The sequence below is a fragment of the Candidatus Desulfofervidus auxilii genome, assembly GCA_030262725.1.
In the GTDB taxonomy this organism is placed as follows: domain Bacteria; phylum Desulfobacterota; class Desulfofervidia; order Desulfofervidales; family Desulfofervidaceae; genus JAJSZS01.
Genome location: JAJSZS010000015.1, coordinates 20,436 through 46,774, shown reverse-complemented (window position 1 = coordinate 46,774; position 26,339 = coordinate 20,436). Strand labels below are relative to the sequence as shown.

The 26,339-nt window shown below is 32.7% G+C and carries 29 protein-coding genes; 10 read left to right on the top strand and 19 right to left on the bottom strand.

The genetic code is table 11. The features are described 5' to 3' along the window. Window positions 1-133 precede the first annotated feature (133 nt). Window positions 134-640, top strand: a complete 507-nt coding sequence (locus tag LWW95_08805; GenBank protein ID MDL1957126.1) for a VanZ family protein — start codon at window positions 134-136, stop codon at window positions 638-640. Here LWW95_08805 and LWW95_08800 read toward each other — a convergent pair. After that, window positions 546-1,436, bottom strand: coding sequence for an MBL fold metallo-hydrolase (locus LWW95_08800; GenBank protein MDL1957125.1), 891 nt, complete (start codon window positions 1,434-1,436; stop codon window positions 546-548). The two genes, LWW95_08805 and LWW95_08800, sit on opposite strands and share 95 nt — an antisense overlap. Window positions 1,437-1,447: 11 nt before the next feature. Continuing rightward, window positions 1,448-2,146 carry a metal-dependent transcriptional regulator gene (locus LWW95_08795; protein ID MDL1957124.1) on the bottom strand — a complete coding sequence of 233 codons (699 nt, stop codon included), beginning with the start codon at window positions 2,144-2,146 and terminating at the stop codon, window positions 1,448-1,450. Window positions 2,147-2,257: 111 nt separating this feature from the next. Between LWW95_08795 and LWW95_08790 the strand changes: the two genes are divergently transcribed. The 5 genes from LWW95_08790 to LWW95_08770 all read left to right on the top strand — a co-directional run bounded on the left by LWW95_08790 (window position 2,258) and on the right by LWW95_08770 (window position 10,225). Beyond that, window positions 2,258-2,875 carry an MBL fold metallo-hydrolase gene (locus LWW95_08790; GenBank protein MDL1957123.1) on the top strand — a complete coding sequence of 206 codons (618 nt, stop codon included), beginning with the start codon at window positions 2,258-2,260 and terminating at the stop codon, window positions 2,873-2,875. Between the two features lie 85 nt (window positions 2,876-2,960). After that, a complete protein-coding gene (locus LWW95_08785) occupies window positions 2,961-3,398 on the top strand; it encodes a 4Fe-4S dicluster domain-containing protein (protein ID MDL1957122.1) in 438 nt (145 codons plus the stop codon). Further along, window positions 3,379-6,429 carry an FAD-dependent oxidoreductase gene (locus LWW95_08780; GenBank protein ID MDL1957121.1) on the top strand — a complete coding sequence of 1,017 codons (3,051 nt, stop codon included), beginning with the start codon at window positions 3,379-3,381 and terminating at the stop codon, window positions 6,427-6,429. Before LWW95_08785 ends, LWW95_08780 begins: the two co-directional genes overlap by 20 nt. 11 nt (window positions 6,430-6,440) lie before the next feature. Continuing rightward, a complete protein-coding gene (locus tag LWW95_08775; protein ID MDL1957120.1) occupies window positions 6,441-9,467 on the top strand; it encodes a CoB--CoM heterodisulfide reductase iron-sulfur subunit A family protein in 3,027 nt (1,008 codons plus the stop codon). Next, complete coding sequence (locus LWW95_08770; GenBank protein ID MDL1957119.1) at window positions 9,467-10,225, top strand: hydrogenase iron-sulfur subunit; 759 nt, start codon at window positions 9,467-9,469, stop codon at window positions 10,223-10,225. Before LWW95_08775 ends, LWW95_08770 begins: the two co-directional genes overlap by 1 nt. A 22-nt stretch (window positions 10,226-10,247) precedes the next feature. Here the strand turns inward: LWW95_08770 and LWW95_08765 are convergent, their stop codons facing one another. From LWW95_08765 to LWW95_08755, 3 genes are all read right to left on the bottom strand, one after another. Further along, window positions 10,248-11,579, bottom strand: a complete 1,332-nt coding sequence (locus tag LWW95_08765) for a Ni/Fe hydrogenase subunit alpha (protein MDL1957118.1) — start codon at window positions 11,577-11,579, stop codon at window positions 10,248-10,250. 12 nt (window positions 11,580-11,591) lie between these two features. Beyond that, on the bottom strand, window positions 11,592-12,494 hold the full coding sequence (locus LWW95_08760; GenBank protein ID MDL1957117.1) for a methyl viologen-reducing hydrogenase: 903 nt from the start codon (window positions 12,492-12,494) through the stop codon (window positions 11,592-11,594). 92 nt (window positions 12,495-12,586) lie between these two features. Continuing rightward, the gene (locus LWW95_08755; protein ID MDL1957116.1) at window positions 12,587-13,552 is read right to left on the bottom strand and encodes an aminotransferase class IV; all 966 of its coding nucleotides are present in this window, start codon (window positions 13,550-13,552) and stop codon (window positions 12,587-12,589) included. A 93-nt stretch (window positions 13,553-13,645) separates the two neighbouring features. On the opposite strand from LWW95_08755, the gene queD reads away from it, so the two are divergent. Next, complete coding sequence (gene queD, locus LWW95_08750; GenBank protein ID MDL1957115.1) at window positions 13,646-14,035, top strand: 6-carboxytetrahydropterin synthase QueD; 390 nt, start codon at window positions 13,646-13,648, stop codon at window positions 14,033-14,035. Continuing rightward, window positions 14,013-14,477, top strand: a complete 465-nt coding sequence (locus LWW95_08745; protein ID MDL1957114.1) for an NUDIX hydrolase — start codon at window positions 14,013-14,015, stop codon at window positions 14,475-14,477. The genes queD and LWW95_08745 overlap by 23 nt, the downstream gene beginning before the upstream one ends. Here LWW95_08745 and LWW95_08740 read toward each other — a convergent pair. Genes LWW95_08740 through LWW95_08715 form a run of 6 tightly spaced genes read right to left on the bottom strand, consistent with a single transcriptional unit; the run spans window position 14,474 to window position 18,621 of the window. Further along, window positions 14,474-14,743, bottom strand: coding sequence for a TMEM165/GDT1 family protein (locus tag LWW95_08740; protein MDL1957113.1), 270 nt, complete (start codon window positions 14,741-14,743; stop codon window positions 14,474-14,476). The two genes, LWW95_08745 and LWW95_08740, sit on opposite strands and share 4 nt — an antisense overlap. Before the next feature lie 15 nt (window positions 14,744-14,758). Then, window positions 14,759-15,718, bottom strand: a complete 960-nt coding sequence (gene holB / locus LWW95_08735; GenBank protein MDL1957112.1) for a DNA polymerase III subunit delta' — start codon at window positions 15,716-15,718, stop codon at window positions 14,759-14,761. Continuing rightward, window positions 15,708-16,316 (bottom strand): dTMP kinase, encoded by a 609-nt coding sequence (gene tmk, locus LWW95_08730; protein MDL1957111.1) that lies wholly within the window; start codon window positions 16,314-16,316, stop codon window positions 15,708-15,710. The genes holB and tmk overlap by 11 nt, the downstream gene beginning before the upstream one ends. Continuing rightward, window positions 16,313-16,687: a preQ(1) synthase gene (gene queF, locus LWW95_08725; protein MDL1957110.1), complete on the bottom strand. Its 375-nt coding sequence runs from the start codon at window positions 16,685-16,687 to the stop codon at window positions 16,313-16,315. Before queF ends, tmk begins: the two co-directional genes overlap by 4 nt. A gap of 27 nt (window positions 16,688-16,714) precedes the next feature. Next, the gene (locus tag LWW95_08720; protein ID MDL1957109.1) at window positions 16,715-17,956 is read right to left on the bottom strand and encodes a glycosyltransferase; all 1,242 of its coding nucleotides are present in this window, start codon (window positions 17,954-17,956) and stop codon (window positions 16,715-16,717) included. Further along, on the bottom strand, window positions 17,953-18,621 hold the full coding sequence (locus tag LWW95_08715; GenBank protein ID MDL1957108.1) for a DUF5752 family protein: 669 nt from the start codon (window positions 18,619-18,621) through the stop codon (window positions 17,953-17,955). The genes LWW95_08720 and LWW95_08715 overlap by 4 nt, the downstream gene beginning before the upstream one ends. Window positions 18,622-18,800: 179 nt before the next feature. Between LWW95_08715 and LWW95_08710 the strand changes: the two genes are divergently transcribed. Together LWW95_08710 and LWW95_08705 are read left to right on the top strand one after the other, a co-directional pair. After that, window positions 18,801-19,511: a DUF3782 domain-containing protein gene (locus tag LWW95_08710; GenBank protein MDL1957107.1), complete on the top strand. Its 711-nt coding sequence runs from the start codon at window positions 18,801-18,803 to the stop codon at window positions 19,509-19,511. A 103-nt stretch (window positions 19,512-19,614) separates the two neighbouring features. Beyond that, entirely contained in the window at window positions 19,615-19,917 is a 303-nt protein-coding gene (locus LWW95_08705) for a MerR family transcriptional regulator (GenBank protein ID MDL1957106.1), read from the top strand. A gap of 31 nt (window positions 19,918-19,948) precedes the next feature. Here LWW95_08705 and LWW95_08700 read toward each other — a convergent pair whose 3' ends face one another. The 8 genes from LWW95_08700 to LWW95_08665 all read right to left on the bottom strand — a co-directional run bounded on the left by LWW95_08700 (window position 19,949) and on the right by LWW95_08665 (window position 26,253). Next, window positions 19,949-20,992, bottom strand: a complete 1,044-nt coding sequence (locus LWW95_08700; GenBank protein ID MDL1957105.1) for a chemotaxis response regulator protein-glutamate methylesterase — start codon at window positions 20,990-20,992, stop codon at window positions 19,949-19,951. A gap of 1 nt (window position 20,993) precedes the next feature. Beyond that, window positions 20,994-21,416, bottom strand: coding sequence for a chemotaxis protein CheX (locus LWW95_08695; GenBank protein MDL1957104.1), 423 nt, complete (start codon window positions 21,414-21,416; stop codon window positions 20,994-20,996). Then, a complete protein-coding gene (locus tag LWW95_08690) occupies window positions 21,370-21,795 on the bottom strand; it encodes a response regulator (GenBank protein ID MDL1957103.1) in 426 nt (141 codons plus the stop codon). The genes LWW95_08695 and LWW95_08690 overlap by 47 nt, the downstream gene beginning before the upstream one ends. Continuing rightward, window positions 21,785-22,639 (bottom strand): HDOD domain-containing protein, encoded by an 855-nt coding sequence (locus LWW95_08685; GenBank protein MDL1957102.1) that lies wholly within the window; start codon window positions 22,637-22,639, stop codon window positions 21,785-21,787. Before LWW95_08685 ends, LWW95_08690 begins: the two co-directional genes overlap by 11 nt. After that, entirely contained in the window at window positions 22,636-23,088 is a 453-nt protein-coding gene (locus LWW95_08680; GenBank protein MDL1957101.1) for a chemotaxis protein CheD, read from the bottom strand. The genes LWW95_08685 and LWW95_08680 overlap by 4 nt, the downstream gene beginning before the upstream one ends. 29 nt (window positions 23,089-23,117) lie before the next feature. After that, window positions 23,118-23,930: a protein-glutamate O-methyltransferase gene (locus LWW95_08675; GenBank protein MDL1957100.1), complete on the bottom strand. Its 813-nt coding sequence runs from the start codon at window positions 23,928-23,930 to the stop codon at window positions 23,118-23,120. Between the two features lie 75 nt (window positions 23,931-24,005). Beyond that, window positions 24,006-25,664, bottom strand: coding sequence for a methyl-accepting chemotaxis protein (locus LWW95_08670; GenBank protein MDL1957099.1), 1,659 nt, complete (start codon window positions 25,662-25,664; stop codon window positions 24,006-24,008). Next, the gene (locus tag LWW95_08665; GenBank protein MDL1957098.1) at window positions 25,648-26,253 is read right to left on the bottom strand and encodes a chemotaxis protein CheW; all 606 of its coding nucleotides are present in this window, start codon (window positions 26,251-26,253) and stop codon (window positions 25,648-25,650) included. Before LWW95_08665 ends, LWW95_08670 begins: the two co-directional genes overlap by 17 nt. Window positions 26,254-26,339: the final 86 nt, after the last annotated feature.

The following is a 26,339-nucleotide window of genomic DNA, read 5'->3' as shown; positions in this document are numbered from 1 at the left end:
TGCTTGCTTTATTTCATCTTTAATAGACCTATATTGAGCTTTAAGATCAAGTAATGGTATATTCACTTATTCCTCCTGAACTTGATTTTGTATAAGTTTACATTATACTGACAAATCTGAAAATGGTGAGTTCATGAAGGTAGTTATTTTTTATACTCTTTTTTTATTCATAATAACACCCTTTCTTCCCAATATAATTCAATTTGCTTCTAAATATTGGCCAAGAGCTTCAGTAGCACATTTTGTCTTAATAATTGAAATTATGATTGCTTTTTTATTATTCATTATGTCAGGATGGCTTTTTATCTCTTATCGCTCAAAATTTTTCCCTTTTTTAATAGGTATAAGTGCTATTTTTATTATTAATTTCATTATCTATCAATTTCTTCCAAATCCTTATGAATATACTCATTTGCCAGAGTATGCTATTTTAGGGTTTCTTTTAGCAAAAGCACTTATTAAAAATACTAAAGATCCATATTTAAAATCTTTTCTCTATGCCACATTTATAGGAATCTTTGATGAATTATATCAAGGGATTCTTCCTAGTAGATCCTTTGCGTGGTATGATATAATTTTAAATGCAATGGGTAGTGTTGTTGGTCTATTAGTTTTTTGGGGAACTCAAAAGAATAGATAAAAATATTTTTACCATTGCTTTTAAATATTATATCTCCATCTCGATAAGTAAAAAATAGTTTAATACCTTTACTTTGAAATCTCTTTATTACACTTACAGCAGGATAACCTCTAATATTGTTTTCATCAATTGAGATAACTGCATATTGAGGAGATACGGCTTCTATAAATCTTTCAGACGATGCATCTTTAGCTCCATGATGACCCACCTTAAGAACATCCGCTTTAAGATTTATGTTTTTTTCTAAAAGCATTTTTTCTACTTTAATATTTGCATCACCCATCAAAAGAAAAGAGGTCTCTCCGTAATTGATTTTAAGCACTAGTGAATTTGCATTCCAATCAGATGTAAATTTTTCAGGAGAGAGGACATTAATAATTACATTTCCTAATATAATTTTTTCACCAGCTTTTAATGGCTTATAATTGTCTTTTCTAAAAAGGTCATTATACCATCTATATATATCGTTATTTTTTGGCAATGGTTGACCATTATCATAACATCTCTTTACTTTTATATGCTGTAACACATGAAAAATTCCTCCCATATGGTCAAGGTGTGGATGGGTAATAATTAAAAAATCAATTTCTTCTATACCTTTTCTTTTAAGAAAATTAACTACTTTATATCCACTAATAAGGTTTCCACTATCTATTAATACCTTTTGTGTATTAGGTGTTTCTATATATATGGCTTCTCCCTCACCAACGTTTAAAAAGAATATTTTAAAATCACTTGCTAAAGTTAATGCACACCAAATAAATATCAGAGTTGTTATTAAAGATTTTTTTAACAAAATTTTTTTATTTAAATCTCTTTAACAAATATTTGCTTAGCTTCTTCAGATGTGAGAAAATGTTGTTTTTTTCCTATTTTTGCCTTTAATCCTTCAACTGTTCTCTCTTCTATTTTTACCACAGCCCCTGGAACAAACCCTTTTTTCAATAGAGCTTGTTTAAAACTAGCCTTTCCCCCTAATTTAATTACTTCACCTTGAACAGAACTCAATTGATCAAGAGAAACAATTGATTTTTCAAGTTTTTGGATGCAAGTTTTTGGATAATGGCCATATTGAAGGAAATAGTAAAAATTTGTCAGCCAAGTAGGAGCACCTTCTGGACAGCTTTTCACAAATTCAATAAATTTTATTATTCTTTCTAGTCCTTCAGCAGAAAGATAATGCTCAAGTCTACAAGCATCTCTATCTGCAACTTTTTCAGGCAAACCTAAAGTCTCATGAAAGAATTCAAAAAGCAACTGGTGGCGATAATGAACCTTTTTAGCAATTTCTTCCCCAGCTGGTGTCAATTCTACATAACCATAATGCTCATGCTCTACTAATCCCTTTTCTGCAAGTGTTTTCAAACCTACAACTATTGAAGCCATCTTTGTGTTAAGATGTTTTGCAATATCTTTTACACGTACAACTTTTTTTGTTTTACTCAGGACATAAATTGCCTCAAGGCAATCTTCAGCACTTTCTGTTAATTTTTTTGTCCTGGGCATTTTCCCTCCTTACAACAAATTTGATTTATTATAACATGAAAATTAAATAAAACAAAGTTGTTTTTTATATAAATTTATTTTATATTTGAAACAATTTTAAGGAGGTGAAATATGAGGCTTATTACTTTGTATGACAATCAGGCAAAGGGTGATTTTAAAGCAGGTTGGGGGTTTTCTTGTTTAATAAAACTTGAAGGGAAAAATATTCTTTTTGATACTGGAGCAGATGTAGAAACACTAGATTACAACGCCAAATTATTAAAAGTTAAAAAAGAAGAGATTTCTTATTGTTTTATTTCTCACAATCATTATGATCACACTGGAGGATTAAGTTGGTTATCCTCAAAAACCAAAATCTTTTGGCCAGATGAGTATAAAGGAGAAATACCAGAAATTGATGCTATTTGTTTTAATTTTCCATTAAAAGAACAAACAATTATTATAAAACCTTTTAAGGTTATGTTAGTTGGCTGTTCTCACCCAGGTATTTTGCGAATGGCTAATAGAGTTTTTGAAAAATATGGAAAACTTAAACTTATTATAGGTGGTTTTCATCTTTTAGGCATGGAAAAAGAAAAAGTAGAAGAAATAGCTAAAAAGCTTTTAGAAAGAACAGAATTAATTGCCCCTTGCCACTGTACAGGTGAACCTGCTATTGAGGTATTTAAAAAAGTTTTTATTTCTCGCTTTATAGAAAATTATGCAGGGAAAGTAATAGAGTTTAAATAATAGACACTTGACAAATGTCTTTTTATGGTTAAAGAGTTAACCATTCAAAGGTAATCAAGAAGTTCTTTAAAAATGGAGGAAGATTTTGAAAGAGATACAGTTAAGTCAATTGGATCCAAATTTTAAATTTGAGGTAGCAAATAGGCTTGGAGGAGAAAGTCTTAAGGCTTGTTTTGCCTGTGGAACTTGTACTGGAGCTTGTCCAGTAAAGGCTGTGAATGATGCATTTGATCCTCTCAATATTATACGTCAGATCCTTTTAGGTATGAAAAAACAAGTGCTTAGTTCTGAGATTATCTGGCATTGCATTCTATGCAACACCTGTTCTTTTGTTTGTCCACAGGATGTAAAGTTCAGTCAAGTTATACCTGTGTTAAGAGAAATGGCTATTGAAAATGGTTATGTTCCTCCTTCTTTTAAAGAAACAGTTACTAAAATAGACAGATGTATGCTTGAACAAAGAGAAAAAATGCTTTCTGATGCATTTAATAAATTAAAAGAGGATGAAGAAAGCGAAAGATAAAATTGGTGCAGTTATGGTAGTTGGTGGAGGAGTGGCAGGGGTTCAAGCCTGCTTAGACCTAGCAGATATTGGGTATTATGTTTATTTAGTTGAAAACTCCTCTGCTATTGGTGGAAGAATGGCACAACTGGATAAAATCTTCCCCACTAATGATTGTGCTATGTGTATTCTTTCACCTAAATTAGTTGAGTGCAGCAGACATCCCAATATTAAAATATTCACCCTTTCTAAAGTGAAAGAGGTCACAGGAGAAGAAGGCAATTTTGAAGTTAAAATATCTCAATATCCTCGCTATATTGATATAAATAAATGTATAGCTTGTGGTATTTGTGCATCTATATGTCCTAAGAAAGTAAAGGATGAATTCAACCAGGGTTTAAACTTTAGAAAAGCAGCATATATTAAATATCCTCAAGCAGTACCTTTAAAATATGCTATAGATCCAAATGTTTGTATTAAAATAAGAAAAAATAGATGTGGTGCTTGTGAGAAAAAATGTCCAGCAAAGGCAATAGATTTTAATGATAAAAAGAAAGAAATTATTTTAAATGTAGGTTCTATTATTTTAGCCACAGGTTTTGTTTTATATAATCCAAATAATTATGAATATCTTAATTTTCCAAATGTAATTACTAGTATAGAGTTTGAAAGAATCCTTTCTGCTTCAGGTCCACATAAAGGTCATATGGTAAGACCTTCAGATAAAAAAGAGCCAGATAAGATTGCTTGGATACAATGCGTAGGTTCAAGAAATATAAAAGAAGATAAAGGATATTGTTCTACAGTATGTTGTGCACATGCAATAAAACAAGCAATTATTGCAAAAGAACATAGCAAAAAGCCGTTAGATACAGCTATATTTTTTATGGATATGAGGACCTATGGAAAGGGATTTGAAAAATATTATGATATGGCAAGAGAAGAGGGAGTAAGATTTATAAGATCAAGGATACATTCTATAGAAAGAATACATGGAAAGGAAGATCTTCAAATAAAATATATTCAAGAAGGTAAGATAAAAACAGAGATATTTGATATGGTTATCCTTTCAGTAGGGTTAGAAATTTCAAAAGATGTAATTGAGCTTGCTCATAAATTGGGGATTGAATTAAATGATTATAATTTTGTTGATACCAACAGTTTTGAGCCTTTAAAAACATCACGACCTGGCGTATATGTTTGTGGTGTATTTCAAGCACCTAAAGATATCCGTGAATCAGTTACAGAAGCTAGTGCAGCAGCTTGTTATGCTACTATACCCTTAAAGGAAGTAAGAAGTAGTTTAATTAAGGGAAAAACATATCCTGAAGAGAGAATATTAGATGAAGAACCTAGAATTGGTGTTTTTATATGTCATTGTGGGATAAATATTGGTGGTATAATAAATGTAGCTGAAGTAAGAGATTATGCTAAACAGTTACCTCATGTAGTATATGCAGAGGATAACTTATTTACTTGTTCTCAAGATACACAAGAAAAGATAAAGGATGCTATAAAAAAATACAAATTAAATCGGGTAGTAGTGGCAGCTTGTAGTCCTAGGACTCATGAACCTTTATTTCAAGAAACAATGAAGGAAGCAGGACTTAATAAGTATCTTTTTTGCATGGTAAATATAAGGGATCAGTGCTCTTGGGTTCATATGAATGAACCAGAAAAGGCAACGAAAAAGGCAAAAGATTTATTAAGAATGGCTGTAGCAAAAGTAGCTTTACAGACCCCTTTAAGAGAAAAAAAATTAAGTATTATTCCTGCAGGTCTTGTAGTTGGCGGAGGGGTAGCTGGCATGGAAGCAGCACTTGGACTGGCTGAACAGGGTTTTAAAGTATATTTGATAGAAAAAACTGATAAATTAGGTGGACAGGCATTAAAATTAACTAAGACATGGAAAGGAGAAGATATAAAAGTTTACTTAGATTCATTGATAAAAAAAGTATCTGAGCATGAACTTATTAATGTTTATTTTAATGCTAAAATCAAATCAGTAGAAGGATTTGTAGGGAACTTTAAAACAACAATTGAATATAATGGAGCATCTAAAGAAATTAACCATGGTGTAATCATTATAGCTACAGGGGCTAAGCCATACAGGCCTAAAGAATATTTATATGGGAAACATTCAAGAGTAATGACATTATTAGAGTTAGATGAAAAAATCAGAGAAAAAGATTCAGTAATTACAAATAGTAAAAATGTGGTTTTTATTCAATGTGTAGGATCAAGGAATGATGAAAGACCTTATTGTAGTCGTGTATGCTGTACTCATGCTTTACAAACAGCTTTAAAGTTAAAAAAAGAAAAATCAGATATGAATATTTTTATTCTCTATCGAGACATAATGACTTATGGCTTTAGAGAACTCCTTTATCGAAAGGCAAGGACAAATGGAATTGTTTTTATTCGTTATGAGCCTAATAATCTTCCAAAAATAGAGATGATAAAAGAAAAAAGCAGTCAAAGAAAGGTTAGGATAAAGCTATATGAACCTATATTAAAGCAAGATTTAGCCATAGATACTGATATAGTTGTATTATCTGAAGCCATAGTACCAAATGAAGAGAATAAAGATTTATCAAAGTTATTTAAAGTATCATTAGATGGTTATGGCTTTTTTGCCGAAGGAAGAAAAGAATTAGGTACAGCAGATACAGCAACCAGTGGTATATTTATCTGTGGTTTAGCCCAAGGCCCTAAATTTATTGATGAAAGTATAACTCAAGCAAAAGCAGCTGTTACAAAGGCAGTTAAGATTTTATCAAAAAAAGATGTTGAATTGTCTCCTATTGTAGCTCAAGTAATTGATGAAAATTGTGATGGATGTGGTTATTGTATTGAAACATGTCCTTTTCACAATATTTCTCTTATTGAATATATGTACAAAGGAGACGTTAAAAAAGTAGTAGAAGTGAATACAGCTTTATGTCAAGGTTGTGGTATATGTCAAGCCACCTGCCCTAAAAATGGTATATTTGTTCCCAATTACAAACTTGAACAAATTTCAGCTATGATAGATGCTGCTTTAGAGAATTAAAGGGAACATAAATGAGTTTTAACAAAAAAATTATAGGCACTGTAATGGTTATTGGTGGAGGGGTTGCTGGTGTACAAGCAGCCCTTGATGCAGCAGAGATGGGCTACTTTGTTTATTTGATTGAAGAAAAAGCATCCATTGGTGGAGTAATGGCTCAATTGGATAAAACATTTCCAACAAATGATTGCTCTCTTTGCATTCTTTCACCAAAGCTTGTTGAAGCTGGAAGACATCCCAATATAAAGATTGTCACTCAGGCAAAGATAGAAGATATAAAAGGGGAAGCTGGAAACTTTCAAGTAAAAATATTGAAAAAACCTAGATATATTGATGAAACAAAATGTACAGGTTGTGGAGTGTGTAGCGATTATTGCCCTACTCTTGTTTTTGATATTTATAACGCAAAATTATCCTTAACCAAATGTATTCATATAGATTATCCACAAGCAGTACCGATAACCTATGTAATAGATACAGATGCCTGTCTTTTTTTAAATAGACAAGAATGCCAAATCTGTGTACCTACTTGTAAAGCAGAAGCTATTGATTTCAACCAAAAGGAAGTATATGAGGAAATTGAAGTAGGTTCTGTTATTTTAGCACCTGGATTTAGTCCTGTAGACACTTATGTTCCTAATGAATATGGTTATGCTCAATATCCAAACGTAATTACAAGTATTGAGTTTGAACGTATTATGTGTGCTTCTGGTCCTTATAATGGGGAAATTTTGCGCCCTTCCGATAAAAAACATCCTAAAAAAATTGCTTTTATTCAATGTATTGGTTCTAGAACAAAAAAACGTCCCTATTGCTCGGCAGTTTGTTGCATGTATGCTATTAAAGAAGCTGTTGTTTCAAAAGAGCATGAACCTGATTTGGACATTGCTATTTTTTATATGGATATTAGAGCCCAAGGCAAAGGTTTTGAGGAATTTTATAAGCAAGCTAAAGAAAAATACAATATTCGATTTATCCCAGCACGTGTAGCTAAAATAAAAGAAATTGATAATCACAATCTACTTTTGCGTTATAGTTTAAATGGAAAGATTTTTGAAGAAGAGTTTGATTTAGTAGTTCTGTCTGTGGGTCTTAAGCCTCCAAATGAGACAAAAGTGCTTTCCAAAACATTGAAAATAGGACTTAATAAATATGGCTTTTGTCTTACTTCCGAATTCAATCCTATTAACACGACAAAAAAAGGTATTTTTGTTGCTGGGGCATTTCAAGGGCCAAAGGATATACCTGAAAGTGTTACTCAAGCCAGTGCTGCTGCTGTGTGTGCCTCAACTTTATTAGCACCTGTTAGAAATACTCTTATAGTTAAAAAAGAATATCCACCTGAAATAGAAATAGGAGAAGAACCAAGAATAGGAATATTTGTTTGTCATTGTGGTATAAATATCGGTGGGGTAGTCAATGTTCCAGAAGTAAAAAAATATGCTGCTACTTTAAAAAATGTTGTATTTAGTGATGAAAATCTATATAGCTGTTCCCAAGATACTCAAGAAAGAATAAAAGAAATGATAAAAAAATATGACCTAAATCGCATTGTAGTAGCTGCTTGTACACCTAGAACACACGAGCCCCTATTTCAGGAAACAATCAGAGAGGCAGGACTTAACCGTTGTCTTTTTGAATTTGTTAATATCAGGGAACAATGCTCTTGGGTACATATACAGGAGAAAGAGAAAGCAACAGAAAAAGCAAAAGATTTGATAAGAATGGGTGTTGCAAAAGCAAGATATCTTACTCCTTTAAAAGAAGAAACTATAGAAGTTATTCCTAAAGCCCTTATCATAGGTGGTGGACTTGCAGGAATGACTGCTGCATTAGCTATGGCAGATCAAGGTTTTGATTGTTTTTTGATAGAAAAAGAAAAGGAATTAGGAGGTAATCTTAAAAATCTTTATTATACTTTAGAAGGAAATAATCCTCAAAGGCTTTTAAAAGAGCTTGTAGAAAAGGTTAATAATCATAAACATATTCAGGTATTTAGCAAGGCAGAAATAAAAGAAATCAGTGGTTATGTAGGTAATTTTAAAACAGTCATTGCTTTAGAAAATGGAGAAACAAAAGAGCTGGAACATGGTGTTGTAATTGTGGCTACTGGAGGCAAACAGTATGTACCAAAAGAATATCTTTATGGTCAGGATAAAAGGATAATGACACAGCTTGATTTAGAAAAAGGTTTAGCTACAGGAGAAATTAGTGAAAATGATTTGGATACAGTAGTAATGATCCAATGTGTTGGCTCAAGGAATGAAAAAAGACCTTATTGCAGCAAAATCTGTTGCAGTCAGGCAATTAAAAATGCATTGAAAATAAAAGAAATTAAGCCTGATGCCAATATTTATATATTTTACCGTGATATAAGAACTTATGGATTTAAGGAAGACTATTATGCAAAAGCAAGAGCTAAAGGAGTAATTTTTATTAGATATAACGAAAAGCAACCACCAACTTTAGAAAAAAAAGATGGAAAGCTTATACTTACTGCCTTTGAACCTATATTGGGTGAAAAAATTCTTATTGAGCCAAGTTTAGTAATCTTAAGTGTAGGTGTTTTACCTCATGACAATAAAGAATTATCAAAATTACTTAAAGTTCCACTCACTACAGATGGTTTCTTTTTAGAAGCCCATGTAAAGCTAAGACCAGTAGAAGCAGCAGTAGATGGTATTTTTTATGCAGGTATTGCCCATTTTCCAAAACCTATTGATGAAACAATCTCTCAAGCATTAGCTGCTGCAGCCAAAGCAACTATTATTTTAGCAAAAGGCTATGTTAAAGTTGAGCCTATTGTATCTTTTGTAGATAAAAATAAATGTATTGGCTGCGGTATTTGTGAAAGTCTTTGTCCATATAAGGCTATAAGAATAATTAAAGTAAATAAAAGACCAAAAGCAGAAACTATTTCTGCTTCATGTAAAGGTTGTGGCATCTGCTCAGCCCATTGTCCACAACGTGCTATTAGTATGGGTCGTTTTACAGATGCACAAATTATAGCCCAGATTAAGGCATTCGGAGAGAAGGAATAATGAAGGAAAATGGTTTTGAACCAAAAATTTTAGGATTTCTTTGTAATTGGTGTTGTTATACAGCAGCTGATATAGCTGGGGTAGCTAGATTTCAGTATCCAACCAATCTTAGGGTAATTCGTGTTATGTGCACTGGAAGAGTGGATCCCCTTTTTTTGATTGAAGGTTTTTGTAATAAAGCTGATGGATTATTTGTTGGCGGATGACACCTAGGTGAGTGTCATTACCTGGAAGGTAATTACGAAGCACAGTTTGTAGTTACTTTTGTTCAAAATATTATAGAAGAAATTAAAATTAATCCTGAAAGATTGCAACTTAAATGGGTCTCAGCAGCAGAAGCACCTCGTTTTGTCAAATTAATTACAGAATTTACTGAAAGAATAAAAGATTTAGGAAAACTTGGAGAAAGTGAAGGTATAGTTGAAGAAGATTTAAAAATTAGGCTTTTAGCAGCAAAAACAGCTTTAGAAAAGCCCAAATTAAGAATGGCTTTTGCTAAACAGGCTGTAAAATTAAAAGAAAAAAGAAAAAAAGGTGAAATAGAATTGACATTAGAAGAAGGTTTGAGAAAAACAATAAAAAATGAGCTTTCATTAAATCAAATTTTATTATATCTTGAAAAAAAGCCCTATTCTATTTCAGAGTTAGCCAAAAAAATTGGAATTCCTTCTTCTGAAGTAGAAAAACATATTTCTTCATTAGAGAAAAAAGGGAAAATTTCTATCTTAAAAGATAATTGTTATTTAATAAAGAAATAGCGGCGACAATTGCCGCCGCTATTTATGGAGCATAAGCTCTAATAATCATTTCTATTTGATTCAATGCCGCTTCATCATATTTTCCATCTTTAATAACTTGTTTAGCTGCTTGTTTTAGAGAAAGATTTATAGCTGCCGCATTCTGGTCAGGTCCTTCAATAATATTTATTTTTGTAACAAAACCATTCTTATCTATTTCATAATCATGAATTAAAGTACCTTGAGGTGTCTCAACACAACCTACCCCCCTTCCCTCTTTTATCTCAAATTTCGCTCTTACATTCTGATCAGTAATCTCTTTATCTTTCAAAATCTCAACTGCACTCTCAGCATTGCAAAGTAATTCAATTAAACGGGCATAATTATAAAGAAGGGTATATTGACATGGACGACCAAATTTTTCCCTAAATTCTTCAAGCTCTGCCTGTGCTAATGGAGTAGGCATTTTTTCGCAGACATTGATACGAGCAAGACAATTGCTTCTGTAAATAGTAGGATTGTCAAATTCTAAAGCAAAATCTCCCCATTTTTTTGCATGAGGAAATTTAGCATAGCTCCAAGTTTGAATATCTTCAGCAATATAATCAGCATATTCTTCAGGATTAAATTCTTCAATTTCACCATCAGCCTTCATTAAACGCAATTTTCCATCATAAATTTCGTGATTTCCACCATTATCTACCATACCAATAAAACCAGTTTTAATCACACCCAATTTTTCAATAATTTCTGAATATTTTGGAAAAACTTCCTTTTTAGCGAAATCCATAGTCCATTTAGCAAATTCAAGTAATTCTTCAGCCCCTTTTAAAAGCTCTTCTCTTTCTGTTTCAGTCATAGGCTTACTAAAACCACCTGGTACTACAACAATTGGATGAATAACTTTACCAGCAAAGTGTTCAACAAGCATAGCTCCAAGTTGACGCATTTTTATTGCCTTTAAAGCTAATTCAGAATTAGCCTTCATCAAAGCCATAATATCTCTTGGTGGTTCTGTAATAAGAAAATCAGGTAATGTAAGAAAATAAAATTGGAGAATTTTATTCTGAATCCAAGCTAAATGTTGCATAAGCCGCCTTAACTTTCTAGCTGCTTCTGGAATACTTACACCAAAAGCCATCTCTACAGCCTTATTAGCAGCAAGATGATGGTCACAAGAGCACACGCCACAAATACGATTAACAATACGGGGCATTTCTTCAGCTGGGCGTCCAATGCAAAATTGTTCAAAACCACGCAAATTAAGCATGCTCATATGAGCATCTGTAACATTTCCATTATCATCTAAATTTATTACCATCTTAGTCCGTGTTTTAATTCTTGTTAGAGGTTGAAAAGTCAATGTTTTTCCCATTTTTCCCCTCCTTTATCTCTTAGGTAAAGGTCTTAAATTATTGTGAGCACCAATAAACCGATTGAGTAAAGCACGTCTGTCTGGTACTGCCTGTGCATTAAGACCAATAGAAGACCATGCTGTCATCATTTCTACCATTGGTTTTGCTCCTTTGCGAATAGGCCCAAAACAACCACGACAGCCAATCCTTGCCCTAATACAGCGAGGGGCATCACTATCACCACGACAACCAGCCTTAGTCACTGGACCTAAACAGAGAAAGCCTTGTTCCATAATACAACGCATCTCATCTAAAGGCTTTTCAGGATCAAATTCAAGATTTTCTAAAGATCTCTTCACAGTTCCGCTGCTTGCCTTCTTTTCACGTTTAAGTGGACAAGAATCACAGACACTTCTTTCTGGTAATGACCAGGTTTCACCTTTAATTAAAGCAGTGATAGCATCAGCAATATTTTTTGCATGAGGAGGACAGCCTGGAACATAAATGTCTACTTTTACAATTTCGTCTAAAGCATAGACCCTATCTAACCATGCTGGCACATCTTTTGGAGGATTGACATAAATAGAATTTAATATCTCTTCTTTAGACCACATATTGGCAAGAGCAGGAATACCACCATTGGTAGCACAAGTGCCAAGAGCAATCAGTATTTTGCATTTTTTTCTAATTTCTTCAAGTACTTGCTTTTGTTCTTCATTTCTTACACTTCCAGATACTATCGCTATATCTGCTTCAGGTATTTCTATCTGTGTTCCTTCGCCTGTTTGACCAAAATATTTATTATCTATCAATAGCGGCATGTGCACAAATTCAAGTTCTTTTAATACATCTACCCATGTCTCACCCATATTTAGAATAGAAAGCTCACAACCAGAACAAGCATTTAAAAACTCTTCAACTACTTTAAGCCCCATCTTAAGCCCTCCTTTATTCTTTTATCTTCTGACGGTCTCTCTTATAGTTTATTTTAGAAATTTTGTAAAGAAGGCGACAATAAAAAACTTTTTCAAACAGGTTCAGACACTTCTTCAGAAAATATATCTTTTTCAAAAAGATTTTTAAGATTTCTAGCTACAGGCCCTGGTTTACCGTCTCCAACAATTTTACCTTCAAACCAAGTTACAGGCAAAACATCAATTGTAGTTCCTAGAAGCAAAATTTCCTTTGCATTATAAGCATCTTCTAATGATATAGGTGATAACTTTACCCCTTTTATTAATCCTTTCTTAACTAAATTTTCAGCTAATATCATGGCTCTTTGCAAAGTAATGCCTTTTAACACCCTTTTAAATTCAGGAAATTTTAAATAATTATCTTTAGAAACCAAACCAATGCTTTCCGTAGCCCCTTCTGCTAAAAAACCATTTTCATCAAGACTTATAGCAAAATCAGCACCTGCTTCTAAAGCTTCTTTTTTCATTAATACATTAGATAAATAGTTACATGATTTTATTTGAGCAAAAAATCCTGGCTTAATAGGTATTTTGCTAATAATTACTTTTACACCTTCCTTTTCATAGCGAGCTGGTAACGGTTTTAGACGAGTAATAACAACATAAAGCTGACTTCCTATTGTTTCAAATGGATTAACACTGAAACTACCAAATCCTCTTGAAATATAAATATGGATAATACCATCATTTGCCTTGGTAATTTTTATTGTCTCTTTCACAATTTCTTTAATTTCTTTTAATGAAAAAGGAATTTTAAGACCAATAAGATTAGCAGAATTTTTTAATCTTTCTAAATGGGCATCAAATTGATAAATACGTTTTTTGCAAAACTTAATAACTTCAAATACCCCATCTCCTCTATGTACCATATGATCATCAATAGGTAGAAGCATAAAATTAGGTTCAGTTATAACACCTCCAAAAAAGCTGGAATACATAGCAAGATAATCTTTTTGATGTGGGAAATTTAAATCTTTTAAAAAAGAAAAAATTTCTTCTACAGAAAGTAATTTAAACATTTTAATACCTTAAAAATTTTGTTATTTTTAAACTGCTCACAAAACTAGGTCAAGGGAATTGACTGATGCTTTTTTTTACATTAAAAAAAATTGATGTATGCTTTAAAGGTAATTTCACAATTTGCTGCTGCTCATCGCTTACGTCATTATCAAGGGAAGTGTGAGGCATTGCATGGTCATAATTGGCAAGTAGAAATTGAAGTGCGTTCAAAGACATTAAATACAGCTGGAATGGTTATGGATTTTCAGGACTTAAAAGTACTTTTAAAGGAATGTTTAGCTAAACTAGACCATGCCTATCTCAATGAAATACCTCCCTTTGATAAAGAAAATCCTACTTCAGAAAGAATTGCTTGTTATATTTTTAAACAATTAAAAAAAGCCCTTCCTCCACAAGTAAGTATAGGTAAAGTAACTGTTTGGGAATCAGATACAGCCTGTGCTGAATATTGGGAAGAGGATGCCTCCACGAGTAAAGATTGAAGTTTCAGCAGGTGGTGTAATTTATCGATGTGAAGAGGGAAGACCAGAAGTAGTATTGTGTCGGCATATGGGCTTTCGGCAACAAATAGTATGGAGTCTTCCAAAAGGTTGGGTAGAACCTGGTGAAAAGATTGTAGCAGCTGCTTTAAGAGAAATAAGAGAAGAATCAGGTCTTGAGGGAGAAATTGTAGAAAAGATTGAGCCTATCCATTATTGGTTTTATCATCCATTGGAAAAAGTACGTGTGAAAAAAACAGTGCATTTTTTTATAGTAAAGGCTATTGGAGGTGACATTACTCAACATGATTTTGAAGTAGAAGAAGTAAGATGGTTTTCTATAGAAGAAGCAATTAAATTTTGTAGTTATAAAGGAGAAAAGGAAATTTTGAAGAAGATAAAATCTAGATTAATAGAATTGTGCCAAAAAGAAAAAATAAATTAACGCCTAATCAATATAAAAATTCCAATAATAATAAAAACAATGCCAGCTATTATATTTATCCAATTTTGAGGAATATATTTACTAATCCATTCTCCTAAAAATGCACCTAAAAAAGAAGTAAAAATTAAGGCTAAAGAAGCACCAATAAATACAGAAAGTCCGCTTTGCGTTTTTGAAGCATAGAGTAAAGTAGCTAATTGAGTTTTATCTCCAAGCTCTGCTAAAAAGATAGTAACAAAAACTATAATAATTAATCGCCAATCCATATTTTACTCCTATTTTTAATACCATCTTTTTAAAACTAAGTATTCTAAAAGAGTTTCTTTTGATACATTTTGTTTTAACCATCTTTTTATTTGTTCAATAGTAATAAGTATGTCTTTAATTTCTGAAAGAGAAGTAGTTGAAGCTATTTTGCGATAATTATCAATAAGTTCTTTATTTATTAAAAAATCTTCACATTGATATTTTATTAGTAAAATATCACGCCATAAAGCTTGATAGAAATCTAACAATTTTTCAAGATTTTCTAAATCTTTTGTTTTTTCTAAAATAGAATTTAGACTTTTCCATGTTTTTATAATTGAAATTTTTTCTACTAAATCATAAATCCAATTAAAATCTATTTTTTCTTCCAAAAAACGTAAAGCTTTTCCTAAACTTCCTTGGGATAAAGAAGCAAAGAAAAAGGCTTTTGTTTTATCTACTCCCTTTTTTTCTAATATTTCTTGAATAATTTTTAAAGGTAAGGGTTTAAAAATAACCATTTGACAGCGAGAAACAATTGTTGGTAAAAGTTGATATTTATGAGAAGTAGTAAGAATCAAAATAGTATTTAATGGAGGTTCCTCTAATGTTTTTAAAAATGCATTTGCTGCTTCTAAAGTCATGTTTTCAGCTCGTTTAATAATTACTACTCTTTTTTTAGCTATAAGAGGTTTAAGAGAAAGGGTTTGTTCCAAAAATCTTATTTGCTCAATTTTAATTACTTCTCCCTGAATAACAATTACATCTGGATGAGTATTAGCATTGATTTTAACACAATTACTACATTTTTCACAAGCATCTCCATCTTTTGGCGAATGACAATTTAAAAATTTAGCAAAATTTATAGCTACTGTTGTTTTGCCAATCCCTTCAAGTCCGCTAAAAAGATAAGCTGAAGCTAACCTATGTTTAGCAAATGCTGATTTTAACCAATTAATCACATTTTTCTGACCAATTATTTCTCTAAATGCCATAATCTTTTATCCATTTCCTAATCTGTATTTGAATTTCATCTTTAGGTAAAGTAGCATCAATTACTTTTATTCGACCTGGTTCTGCTTTTGCTAGTTTTAAAAACCCTTCTCTTACACGCTGATGAAATGTCAAATTTTCTTTTTCTATTCGATCAAGTTTTTTCTTTCTAATCCTTTTAAGACCAATTTCTACTGGACAATCTAATAAAAAAGTAATATGAGGTAATGGAAATTTAAAAGTAGAAAAGCAAAACCACAAAAATTCTAAATCAATACCTCTTCCATAACCTTGATAGGCTAAAGTGGAGTCATGGTATCTATCGCAAAGGACAATTTCTTTTTCAGCTAAAGCTGGCAATATTACTTTTTTAATATGTTCAGCTCTATCAGCTAGATAAAGAAATAATTCTGCTTCTGCTGAAATGGAAAGATTTGGCGAAAGTAAAATTTTTCTTATATTTTTTCCTAAATCAGTTCCTCCTGGCTCATAAGTAATATAAATATTTTTATTTCTTTCTTTTAACCATTTGGCTAAAAGATTTAATTGTGTAGTTTTACCACATCCTTCTATACCTTCAAAGGTAATAAAAAGACTCATTTTTCTGAAGAAACTTTGACAATGGTTTTTACATTCCCTCTGGGATTAAAATCACCTATTACTTCAAGAAATTTTGGTTTAAGAAGATTGTAAAGGTCTGTATAGATCCTATTAGTTGCCTCTTCATGTGAGATATAAATACCACGATATTTATTCAAATATAATTTGAGAGATTTTAATTCTACAATATTTTTATCAGGTATATATTTTATTCTAATTGTAGCAAAATCTGGATATCCAGAACGAGGGCAAAGGCAAGTAAATTCTGGAAAGGTTATTTCAATGGTATAATTTCTATCAGGATAAGGATTTGGCCAAGCCTCAAGTTTTGCTTCAGCAATTGCTTTCTCACCATATTTTAATTCTGCCATAAATTATCCTCCTTTTTCAGGGAAAATTTATCCTAACTCGATTCTCTCCTTTACACCATAAGATATGGCTACCATAAGTGTGAGATAATCTCTTAAATGTCTTGTTATAAGAAAATTTTCTCTCACAAATTCTTTTGCTTTTTCTCCCATTGTATAAAGTTGATCTCGATGACGGAGTAAATAACGAATACGAAGAGCAGCTCCTTCTGGTGTATCTACTAAAAAACCTGTATGATGATTAATTACTTGAAGTCTAATGCCACCTGTATTTCCTCCAATAACAGGTTTTCCCTTCCACATAGCTTCGGTAACAGTGAGACCAAAACCTTCTTTTATAGATTTTTGTAAAACAATATCTGCTCCCCGTTGTAAAGCATTAATAATACGATCTGATTCTGGAGGCAAAGAAAGTACGTGGATATTGGGATCATCAGCAGCTGCAGCTTGTACTTCGCTTAAAACCATTTCACCCTCTGGATCATCTGTAGCTCCGCCACCAGCCAAAACAAGCTGTAAATGAGGAATAAATTTCTTTGTTAATCTATAAGCCTGAATTACTCCAAGAGGATCTTTAAAACGATCAAAACGAGAAATCTGGACAATAACAGGTAATTCAGGATCTATGCCAAATTTTTTATAAACAGAAAAAACCTCTTCTTTTTCTAATTCTATATTTTTTTCACTCAAAGGATCAATGCTTGGAGGAATTATGTATAATGGATGTGGTAAAGGTTGAGCAAAATCAGCAATAGAAAAAATACTTGCATCATAAGCAATAACAAAGTTTTTAAAATATTTCCATACAGGACGATAAGGACGACTGATGTCTATGTGACAACGCCAAATCCATTTGCCTTTTCTATTTTGGCAAAATTTAAGCAATGGAGCCGGCTGGGGATCATGAATAAACACCATATCTGCATTTTCAAGCTCTGAACACAATCTTTCTGCATTTTCTTCATTTGTCTTTTCATAAATTCTAAACCAAGGTTCTGGTATATTTATTGGATTTCCTTGAAGAGCATTATGCATACTCTTTGTACATTTAAAAAATTCTTCCTTACCAGTAATTATTTCCCATTTAGCATCTATTCCTAATTCTTGCATAAGAGGAACAAGCTTTTGTAAAATTTCAGCTACTCCCCCACCTTTGCGTGTTGAATTGACATGAATGACTTTCATTCCTTTTAATAAAGCTGCAAGTTGTCGCAAATGCTCGATTACATCAGGACCAGCAACTTCTGCATACCGCTCAAGCACTCCCATTATTTTCCTCCAAAATACAACTCAAATAGCTGTGATAATTTTTGACGCAATTCTGCTAAAGTAGTAAAATAAGGATCAATAGCAGCAATTAAACTACACAAATCTGCATATGTGTCACCAAATCCTTTAAGCCAAGCCCGAAAATCATCTGTTTTTTCCTTTGTTCTCCTTCTTGCATCAATAAAATGATAAAAAATACTGCCTGTGCTTAAAGATGGCAAAATTTTAGCAAGCTCTTTTGGCTCAGTAATACGTTTATGAGTATCAAATACAACAATTTGAGAACGAATAAAATGGAATTGCTGATCAGGTTTAGACCATGGAACATATTCAATTTCATATAGTCTTTCTTCAATCACATCTATTAATTCTTGACGTAAATCCTCTATATCAGCAAATTCTGTGGGATCAATAACAGCCAATCTTTCTGCAAGTATAGGGTCATGAAGTGCATGATATGTCCATGCTGCAAAATCATTATTAAATTCTGGCTCTTCAAAACGAGGATTAAGCAAACTACCCCAAAAATGATAATAAATACTACCAGGATGAATAGTTAACAATTTATCTTTTAATTCTCTCAGATTTTGAACATGAATTCCAGTAGCAATAGCAATTAAAGCACAATCTTTTACTGCAAATGGATAAATTGTTTGTTCAGAATTCATAAATATCACCTCTCCATTTTAAAATCGTCTTTTAAATTTAAATGTCTACTATTTTTATAATCTAATTGTTTTTTAAAAACAATAAATAGATTTAAAACAGAGTGAAATTCTTAAGTATTGCTACTAAATCGGTTTTGTGATAATTTGTTTTTAGAATATTTATAAATTTTTTGGATAATATGAAAGAAGAGATAAAAAAGCTCATTTATGAGGAACTTCCAAAAATTTTAAGGAAGCATCCTGAAGTAAGAATAGAGTTGTGGAGGATGCTTTCATCTTTATTTGCACCAAGAGAGCAAACAGAAGACCGTTTTGAAAAGCTTTTAAAAGAAATACAGATACAGAGGGAAGAGGCAAATAAAAGATTTGAACAGCATCAAAAAAGGCTTGAAGAATTCGCTAAACGATTTGAAGTATATGACAAAAGATTTGAAGAGCATCAAAAAAGGTTTGAAGAGCTTTTAAAAGAGATACGCAGGGTTGATAGAAGAATAGATCGCACTATAGGGGCACTTGGTGCAAGATGGGGCATTTCTACAGAATATGCATTTAGAGAAGCAATAAAGTCTGTAATTGAAGAGCTTACAGGTCTTAAAGTAGAAAGATATCTTTCCTATGATAGTGAAGGGGAAGTTTTTGGATGGCCTGACCAGGTAGAATTAGATATAGTAATAAAAGATGGAATGGTATGGGTTATGGAAATAAAAAGTTCTGTAAGTAAATCAGAGGTGTATACATTTTTAAGAAAGGTAAATTTTTATGAGAAAAAAGAAAATAAAAAGGTATTAAGGAAAATAATAGTAAGCCCTATGATTGAACCTACTGCAAGAGACGTAGCAGAAAGGCTCAATATTGAGTATTATACAGCTCCAGAAGACTTACCAATCTAATAAATCTCAGCAATTGTTGTTTCTAAAACTTTTAAAAATTCTTGGAAAGTCCTGTAAAATAGATGTTTGACGAATTTTTTTAAATTGGGTAAGTAATGGAAAAATGTCAAAAAATAAAAAATATTTTAAAATTAGTGAAGCAAGTAAATTGGTTGGATTAGAACCTTATGTATTGCGTTTCTGGGAAAGGGAATTCAAAGAAATAAAACCTATTCGGTTTTCCAGCCATCGATTATATACTATTGAAGATATTAAAATACTTCTTGAAATTAAAAAATTGCTTTATGAAGAAGGGTTTACTATTTCTGGAGCCAAAAAACAGTTATCAAAACGCTTAAAACAACACAATATTTTAGAAGAAATAAGAGAAGAATTAAAAGAAATTCTTAAACATCTGGGAAAATAATTTTCTATTTTCTCCTGCTTGTTTTTTAAATTTACTCATTATAAATGTATTTCATAACCTCTTCTGGTATTTTTTGAAGGGGTAAGATTTTATCTACTGCTCCTAATTTAATTGCCTCCTTTGGCATACCAAAAACCACACATGAAGCTTCATCCTGAGCAATGGTTTTTGCCCCTGCTTTTTTCATTTCAAACAAACCTTTTGCTCCATCTGTTCCCATGCCTGTTAATATAATACCAATAGCATTTGGCCCAGCTGCTTTAGCAACAGAAGTAAAAAGTACGTCTACTGATGGGCGTTGATAATGCACTCTTGGTCCATCCTTTATTTCTACATAATACTTTGCCCCACTACGCCTCAAAAGCATATGATAATTACCTGGGGCAATAAGTGCTAAGCCAGGAATAACTGAATCACCATTCTCTGCCTCTTTCACCCTGATTTGACATAATTCATTCAATCTATTAGCAAAAGCAGTTGTAAATCCTGGAGGCATATGTTGAGCAATAACAACACCTGGAAAGCTTGGTGGAAATTGAGGCAAAATCTCTCTTAATGCCTCTGTTCCTCCGGTTGATGAACCAATAGCAATAACCTTATTTGTTGTTTCTAAAGTAGACTGAATGGATGTTTTAGGTTTAATTTCTTTAACTTGTGCTGGTTTTTTCCTTTTAATATATTTTATTTTTGCTGCTGCTCTTATTTTTTGAGAAAGATCTACTATCATTTCTCCCACAGAATAGGGACCTCCTGGTTTACACATCACTTCCACTGCGCCTATCTCTAATGCTTCTATAGCTAATCTAGAACCTTTTGGGGCAAGAGAACTAACAATAATAACTGGCAGCGGATAATATTTCATCAGTTTTTTTAAGAACGTAATCCCATCCATACGCGGCATTTCTATATCCAAAAGCACTACATTGGGTTTTAATTGAACTATTTTATCTCTGGCAATATATGGGTCAGGAGCAGTACCTACAACTTCTATATCTGGCTCTTTAGAAAGTTGTTCTGTAAGTATTTTTCTTACAATAGCAGAATCATCTACAATTAGCACTTTTATCTTTTCCATTTTATTCTCTCTCTATTGTGAATGCAAAAAATTCACCCTCAATTTCATATTTTTTTAAATCAGGTACAAGATTTATTGTCTTTATTTTTGTCACATAAGGTAAATCCAATTTTTTCTTTCCTTCTGGATCAATATGGGCAATAAAATTGCCTCCAATCATATTTACAAATTCTTTAATCACTTCATTAATTTCGTCTTCAGATACTACTTCTCCCATAAAATTTTCTGCCATTGTTTCAGCCAATTTTTGAGAAATGAAAAAGCGCAAATTTATTTTATTTTCTGAATTAATAGAAATTTTACCTTCAAGAATTTCTTCAGGTAAATTTATATCTTTTATTTCTTCAGGAAAAAGAAAAAACATGTCTGCCAAAATTTTAAAAGTCACACTCTCCAACTGTTCCAAAATCCTCTTTTCTGACATATTCTTCCCCCATAACTTTTAATAAAATGTCTTTTATATCTTCTGGTTTAAATGGTTTTTTAATATATCCATTTGCCCCAAGATTTAATGCCTCCTTCACTTTTTGCTCTCTTCCCTCTGTAGAAATTACAATAACCGGTAAACTACTAAGTACGTCATCTTCTCTTATTTTTTTTAATAAAGTTATCCCACTCATCTCTGGCATATGGATATCTGTTACCACTACATCTACCCAATTATCTTTAAGTATATTAAGTGCTTCTTTACCATTTCCTGCTTCATAAAAATTTTCTACATCAAAGCCAGAGATTAAAATAGTTTTTTTAATGATTTTTCTTATAGCTGCAGAATCATCCACAATTAAAACATTAAATCCCATGGTTTTTTCCCTTAAAATTCACAATATTTTCTACCTTTTCTAAATTTACCCAAAGCTCTGCCATACAAGCCATAAGGTCTGTTTCTCTCAATCCCAAAAGTTCATATGCCTCCTTTTTACCCTGATAAGCCAATCCATCCGCACCTGCCCCTATACCTAACATTAATACTCCTACATCTGCTAAATGGACTAAAGATACATGAACATCATTTATTTCTTCTGGTTGATGATGATAGGTAATTATTTTAGTAATTTCTTCTGGGAAACCCCATTTTTCTCCAATTCTTCCCCCTAATTCAGCATGATCCATACCAATTATTTCTTTTTCAGCTGACAAAAAATCATAACCTTTTTTAACTAATTGTATGATTTTATCAAATGTGTCTTTCACAAATTCACTTAAAACAATTTTGCCAATGTCATGTAACAATCCTCCTGTAAAAACAACAGCATCATCTTCCTTTATTTTTTTAGCTAAAATTTGGCTCATAATGGCACAGGCTACACTATGTCGCCACAACTCTCCTTGTGCCAATTCATAACCTGCCACTGATTTTTCCAGATAAGGGGCACAACTACTTAACATCACAATTTCTAACAAATGTTTACTTCCAAGATAAACAAGTGCTTCTTTCATAGATGTTATTTTACGTCTAAGACCAAAATAAGGAGAATTACACCATCTCAATACATTAGCAGTAATTGATGGATCATATTGAATAATCTCAACGATTTCTTGCACAGAAACTTCTTCATCCATTGCTATGTGCATAATCTTAAGGGCAACTAAGGGAAAAGGAGGTAGCCTTTTTATATTATCTAAAATTTTTTCTATCTTTTTCATAGTTTTTTTATATTTTGTCCAGGCAATTTTAAACGAACTTCACCTGTCTCTATATCTAATTCCATAGTGCGATTGACAAAACCGCCAACATCTTCTGCTTGAATCAGCACCCCATTTTTCCAAAAGATTTTCCTTAAAGCCGCATAATTTCTTTGTCCAATGTTAAATTGTCCTTTCTCATCCATAATTTGGGCACCACCAGCTACTTTAACAATCATTCTTTGTTTTATCGCACCATATCGATAACAAGTTTTAAAAAGCAAAGGAATACCTGTGTCAGCAAACATAAAAGGATTTTCCTTAGCTTTTTTAGGATTAATTCTTGATTCTGGAAGCATATAATGCAACAGCCCCCCAACTTTTACTACAGGGTCATATACAGCTAAACCAATACAAGAACCTAAAGCATGTGTAACTAGAATGACGTCTGAGTCATTACTCACCTTCATATCTGCAATCCCCACCACCATCCTTTTTTTCATCTGTCTATTTTTTGATAAATCGCTGGCTTTACATATCTAAATTTATGCTTTAAACCCATTAAACCCTCTGCATGACCTACAAATAAATATCCACCAGGCATTACATAATCATAAAGACGATTAACAAGTTGTTCCTTAGTTTGCTTATCAAAATAAATCATAACATTTCGGCAAAAAATCACATTAAACTGGGTATTAAATGGAAAGGGATCAAGTAGATTTAGTTTTTTAAATTTGATTAACCCCTTTATTTCCGGTCTTATTTGGTAATAGCCTTGCCGTTTTTCAAAATATTTAAATAATAATGTTTTGGATAAAGTCACCAACTGTTCTTTTTTATAAATCCCATCTATAGCCTTTTTAAGCACTTGAGTAGATATATCTGTAGCTAATATCTTTACTTGCCATCTTTTTATGTCCTTAATTGCTTCAAATAGAGTGATAGCAATAGAATATGGTTCCTCACCTGAAGAACATCCTGCTGACCAGATTTTTATTATCTTCTTATGGTTACATGCAGGTATAATTATATTTTTCAAAAATTCAAAATGTTCTTTTTCTCTAAAAAAATGTGTAAAATTTGTAGAGATAGCATTTATAAGCTCTGTCAGTTCTTCTCCTGTAGAATCATTGATCACTTTTTGAAGATATTGTTTAAAAGAATTAATTCCACGTTTTCTAAGTAATTTTCCTAAACGACTTTGCACCAAACTTTTCTTCTCATCACCTAAAGCAATTCCACTTTTTTCATAAACAAGTTTCCTTATAACTTTAAATTCCCTGTCAGAAAGCAATGGTATGTTAAACATTACCATTATTTATTCGGCCAATTTTTATAAAATGTTCAATGAAGGGAGGACATAATGTCCTCCCTTATTAAATCTTTAAAGTTCTTCGGCTTCTCCCTCCAAAGGAATGACCTTCTTTGGCTTAATTTTGGCAGTCTGTTTCACTTTAGAAGTTTTCTTGCTTTGAGATACTTTGTGCACCGCTTTGCCACAAGCTTGGACCTGCAGGCGCTGCTTTGGCTGCGGTGCCCGCATTTTTGAACCATCAGTGCTTAAAATAAAATTGGAAATCATGGCTGTAAGCTCTTCTGCTTGAGCATTAAGCTCCTCTGCAGCACTAGCCGATTCTTCGGCATTGGCAGCATTTTGTTGGGTAACTTTGTCTAATTGAGCTACAGCAGTATTAATCTGCTCAATACCTTGAGCTTGCTCTTCACAAGCAGCAGAAACTTCATTTATAAGCTGTGTTGCTTTGTGAACATTATCAGCAATCTTATCAAGTATAGTTCCTACTTGTTCACAAACTGCCACCCCATTCTCTGCATTCTTTTGGGATTCTTCAATAAGTGCAGCTGTGTTCTTGGCAGCCTCAGCACTCCGCTGTGCTAAGTTGCGCACCTCTTCAGCCACCACAGCAAAGCCCTTTCCAGCATCACCTGCCCTGGCTGCTTCAACAGCCGCATTTAAAGCAAGTAAATTTGTCTGAAAAGCAATCTCATCAATGGTCTTTACAATCTTTGCTGTCTCATCTGAAGATGTCTTAATCTTAGAAATGGCTTCAAACATTTTTTGCATTGCTTTCTTGCCCTCATCTGCATTGTTACGAGCATCATTTGCCATGGCAGCAGCCTGTTTGGCATTGTCAGCATTTTGTTTGGTTGTGGCTGTTATCTCTTCAAGACTACTTGAAATTTCCTCAAGTGAACTGGCTTGCTCAGAAGCAGCTTCAGCAAGACTTTGACTGCTAGAATTAATTTGAGTGCTGGCTGCTGTTAGCTGCTCAGTTGCCTTTGTTACCTGAGTAACAGAATCATTAAGTACCTCTAAAACCATGTTAATATTTTCTTTCATTTTTTCAAAATTCCCTTTGTAAGTTTTTTCAACTCTTTGAGTTAGGTCTTTTTGTGCAGCCAGTTGTAATACCCGACCAGCATCTTCAAAAATTAAGGTATGTAATTGTTGTGCTAAATTGTTACATGCGGTTTTTAAGACATTATAATCACCTTTATAATCATTAGTTACTTGAACATCTGTTTGTCCATCTGCTAGTCTATTTAACACATTTCCAATATCCCGCATGGGAGCAATCATTGCCTCAGCTGTATTATTTAATCCCTGCACTATCCTAGCCCAAGCACCTTGATATTTAGAAACATCAGCTCGAACATCAAGTTGTCCCTGAACTGCTGCTTCCTCCATCTTTGCTGCTTCATTAATTAAACCATTTAATGCATCAATCATGCCGTTTAAACCATTTTTGATTTTATTAAACTCACCTTTATATTCTTCAGTGATCTTTTCTGGAATATCACCCTTACTGACACGATCCACATACTCAGCTGCTATATTAATAGGACTAACTAAACTATCAAGCATATTATTAACATCCTGAACTAACTCTTGATATTCTCCTTCAAACTTTGAAGTATCAATCCGGGTTTCAAGCCTTCCCTCAACTACAGCATGAGCTAATTGCCGTATTTCTTCATGTAACATTGAAAGTTGATCTACTTTTTCCTTAATTTGACTCGCCATTTTCATGCCCTCCTTTCATAAGTTTATTAGAAGTGGCTAAATTTTCCCTTGCCATAGCGGCAAGGTCTTCAGTTGTTAAAACCTTTTCAATATTAAGTAGTATCTTCACCATCCCTTTAGCTTTGGCTATACCTAAAATAAAATCAGTATTAAAACTCATCCCAAATGAAGGAGCATCCTCAATGTCCTCATCATTAATATCAAGCACCTCAGATACACTATCCACTAAGATGCCCATCTGGGCTACATTGCCATTGCATGATACATCCACCACAATAATACATGTCTGGTCTGTCTCCTCAGTGCTCTCCATACCAAATTTTCTCTTCAAATCTACTACAGGAATAATCTTCCCACGCAGATTGATAACACCACGAACAAAATCAGGAGTTCTGGGAACACGTGTTATAGGCATCATCCCAATAATTTCCCTTACCTTTAAAATTTCTAACCCATATTCCTCACCCCCAAGCCTGAAAGTCAGATATTTCCCTGCCCTCCTTTCTGTCACTCCTACCACCTCCTTTTTATTTTTTTCTATATCGGCAAAACTTAAAAGTTGTTCGAATGTATTTTTATTAGTTCTCATTTGTTTTTTTATTAGTCCTCATTTGTAAATATTTTTCAAAGAAGTAAATTTTTATCTATCTTTACAACCATAGATGCTTTTTTGTG

What these genes read in the sequence shown, in the direction of transcription:
- LWW95_08740 (MDL1957113.1), bottom strand. Translation starts at nt 14,743, where the DNA reads ATGGATTGGCGATTAATTATTATAGTTTTTGTTACTATCTTTTTAGCA.
- LWW95_08695 (MDL1957104.1), bottom strand. Translation starts at nt 21,416, where the DNA reads ATGTCAGAAAAGAGGATTTTGGAACAGTTGGAGAGTGTGACTTTTAAA.
- LWW95_08780 (MDL1957121.1), top strand. Translation starts at nt 3,379, where the DNA reads ATGAAGAAAGCGAAAGATAAAATTGGTGCAGTTATGGTAGTTGGTGGA.
- queF (MDL1957110.1), bottom strand. Translation starts at nt 16,687, where the DNA reads ATGGCAGAATTAAAATATGGTGAGAAAGCAATTGCTGAAGCAAAACTT.
- LWW95_08790 (MDL1957123.1), top strand. Translation starts at nt 2,258, where the DNA reads ATGAGGCTTATTACTTTGTATGACAATCAGGCAAAGGGTGATTTTAAA.
- LWW95_08675 (MDL1957100.1), bottom strand. Translation starts at nt 23,930, where the DNA reads ATGTTTAACATACCATTGCTTTCTGACAGGGAATTTAAAGTTATAAGG.
- queD (MDL1957115.1), top strand. Translation starts at nt 13,646, where the DNA reads ATGTATGCTTTAAAGGTAATTTCACAATTTGCTGCTGCTCATCGCTTA.
- LWW95_08710 (MDL1957107.1), top strand. Translation starts at nt 18,801, where the DNA reads ATGAAAGAAGAGATAAAAAAGCTCATTTATGAGGAACTTCCAAAAATT.
- LWW95_08760 (MDL1957117.1), bottom strand. Translation starts at nt 12,494, where the DNA reads ATGGGGCTTAAAGTAGTTGAAGAGTTTTTAAATGCTTGTTCTGGTTGT.
- LWW95_08670 (MDL1957099.1), bottom strand. Translation starts at nt 25,664, where the DNA reads ATGGCGAGTCAAATTAAGGAAAAAGTAGATCAACTTTCAATGTTACAT.
- holB (MDL1957112.1), bottom strand. Translation starts at nt 15,718, where the DNA reads ATGGCATTTAGAGAAATAATTGGTCAGAAAAATGTGATTAATTGGTTA.
- LWW95_08680 (MDL1957101.1), bottom strand. Translation starts at nt 23,088, where the DNA reads ATGAAGGTGAGTAATGACTCAGACGTCATTCTAGTTACACATGCTTTA.
- LWW95_08795 (MDL1957124.1), bottom strand. Translation starts at nt 2,146, where the DNA reads ATGCCCAGGACAAAAAAATTAACAGAAAGTGCTGAAGATTGCCTTGAG.
- LWW95_08685 (MDL1957102.1), bottom strand. Translation starts at nt 22,639, where the DNA reads ATGAAAAAGATAGAAAAAATTTTAGATAATATAAAAAGGCTACCTCCT.
- LWW95_08700 (MDL1957105.1), bottom strand. Translation starts at nt 20,992, where the DNA reads ATGGAAAAGATAAAAGTGCTAATTGTAGATGATTCTGCTATTGTAAGA.
- LWW95_08690 (MDL1957103.1), bottom strand. Translation starts at nt 21,795, where the DNA reads ATGGGATTTAATGTTTTAATTGTGGATGATTCTGCAGCTATAAGAAAA.
- LWW95_08715 (MDL1957108.1), bottom strand. Translation starts at nt 18,621, where the DNA reads ATGAATTCTGAACAAACAATTTATCCATTTGCAGTAAAAGATTGTGCT.
- LWW95_08745 (MDL1957114.1), top strand. Translation starts at nt 14,013, where the DNA reads ATGCCTCCACGAGTAAAGATTGAAGTTTCAGCAGGTGGTGTAATTTAT.
- LWW95_08755 (MDL1957116.1), bottom strand. Translation starts at nt 13,552, where the DNA reads ATGTTTAAATTACTTTCTGTAGAAGAAATTTTTTCTTTTTTAAAAGAT.
- LWW95_08805 (MDL1957126.1), top strand. Translation starts at nt 134, where the DNA reads ATGAAGGTAGTTATTTTTTATACTCTTTTTTTATTCATAATAACACCC.
- LWW95_08775 (MDL1957120.1), top strand. Translation starts at nt 6,441, where the DNA reads ATGAGTTTTAACAAAAAAATTATAGGCACTGTAATGGTTATTGGTGGA.
- tmk (MDL1957111.1), bottom strand. Translation starts at nt 16,316, where the DNA reads ATGAGTCTTTTTATTACCTTTGAAGGTATAGAAGGATGTGGTAAAACT.
- LWW95_08665 (MDL1957098.1), bottom strand. Translation starts at nt 26,253, where the DNA reads ATGAGAACTAATAAAAATACATTCGAACAACTTTTAAGTTTTGCCGAT.
- LWW95_08705 (MDL1957106.1), top strand. Translation starts at nt 19,615, where the DNA reads ATGTCAAAAAATAAAAAATATTTTAAAATTAGTGAAGCAAGTAAATTG.
- LWW95_08765 (MDL1957118.1), bottom strand. Translation starts at nt 11,579, where the DNA reads ATGGGAAAAACATTGACTTTTCAACCTCTAACAAGAATTAAAACACGG.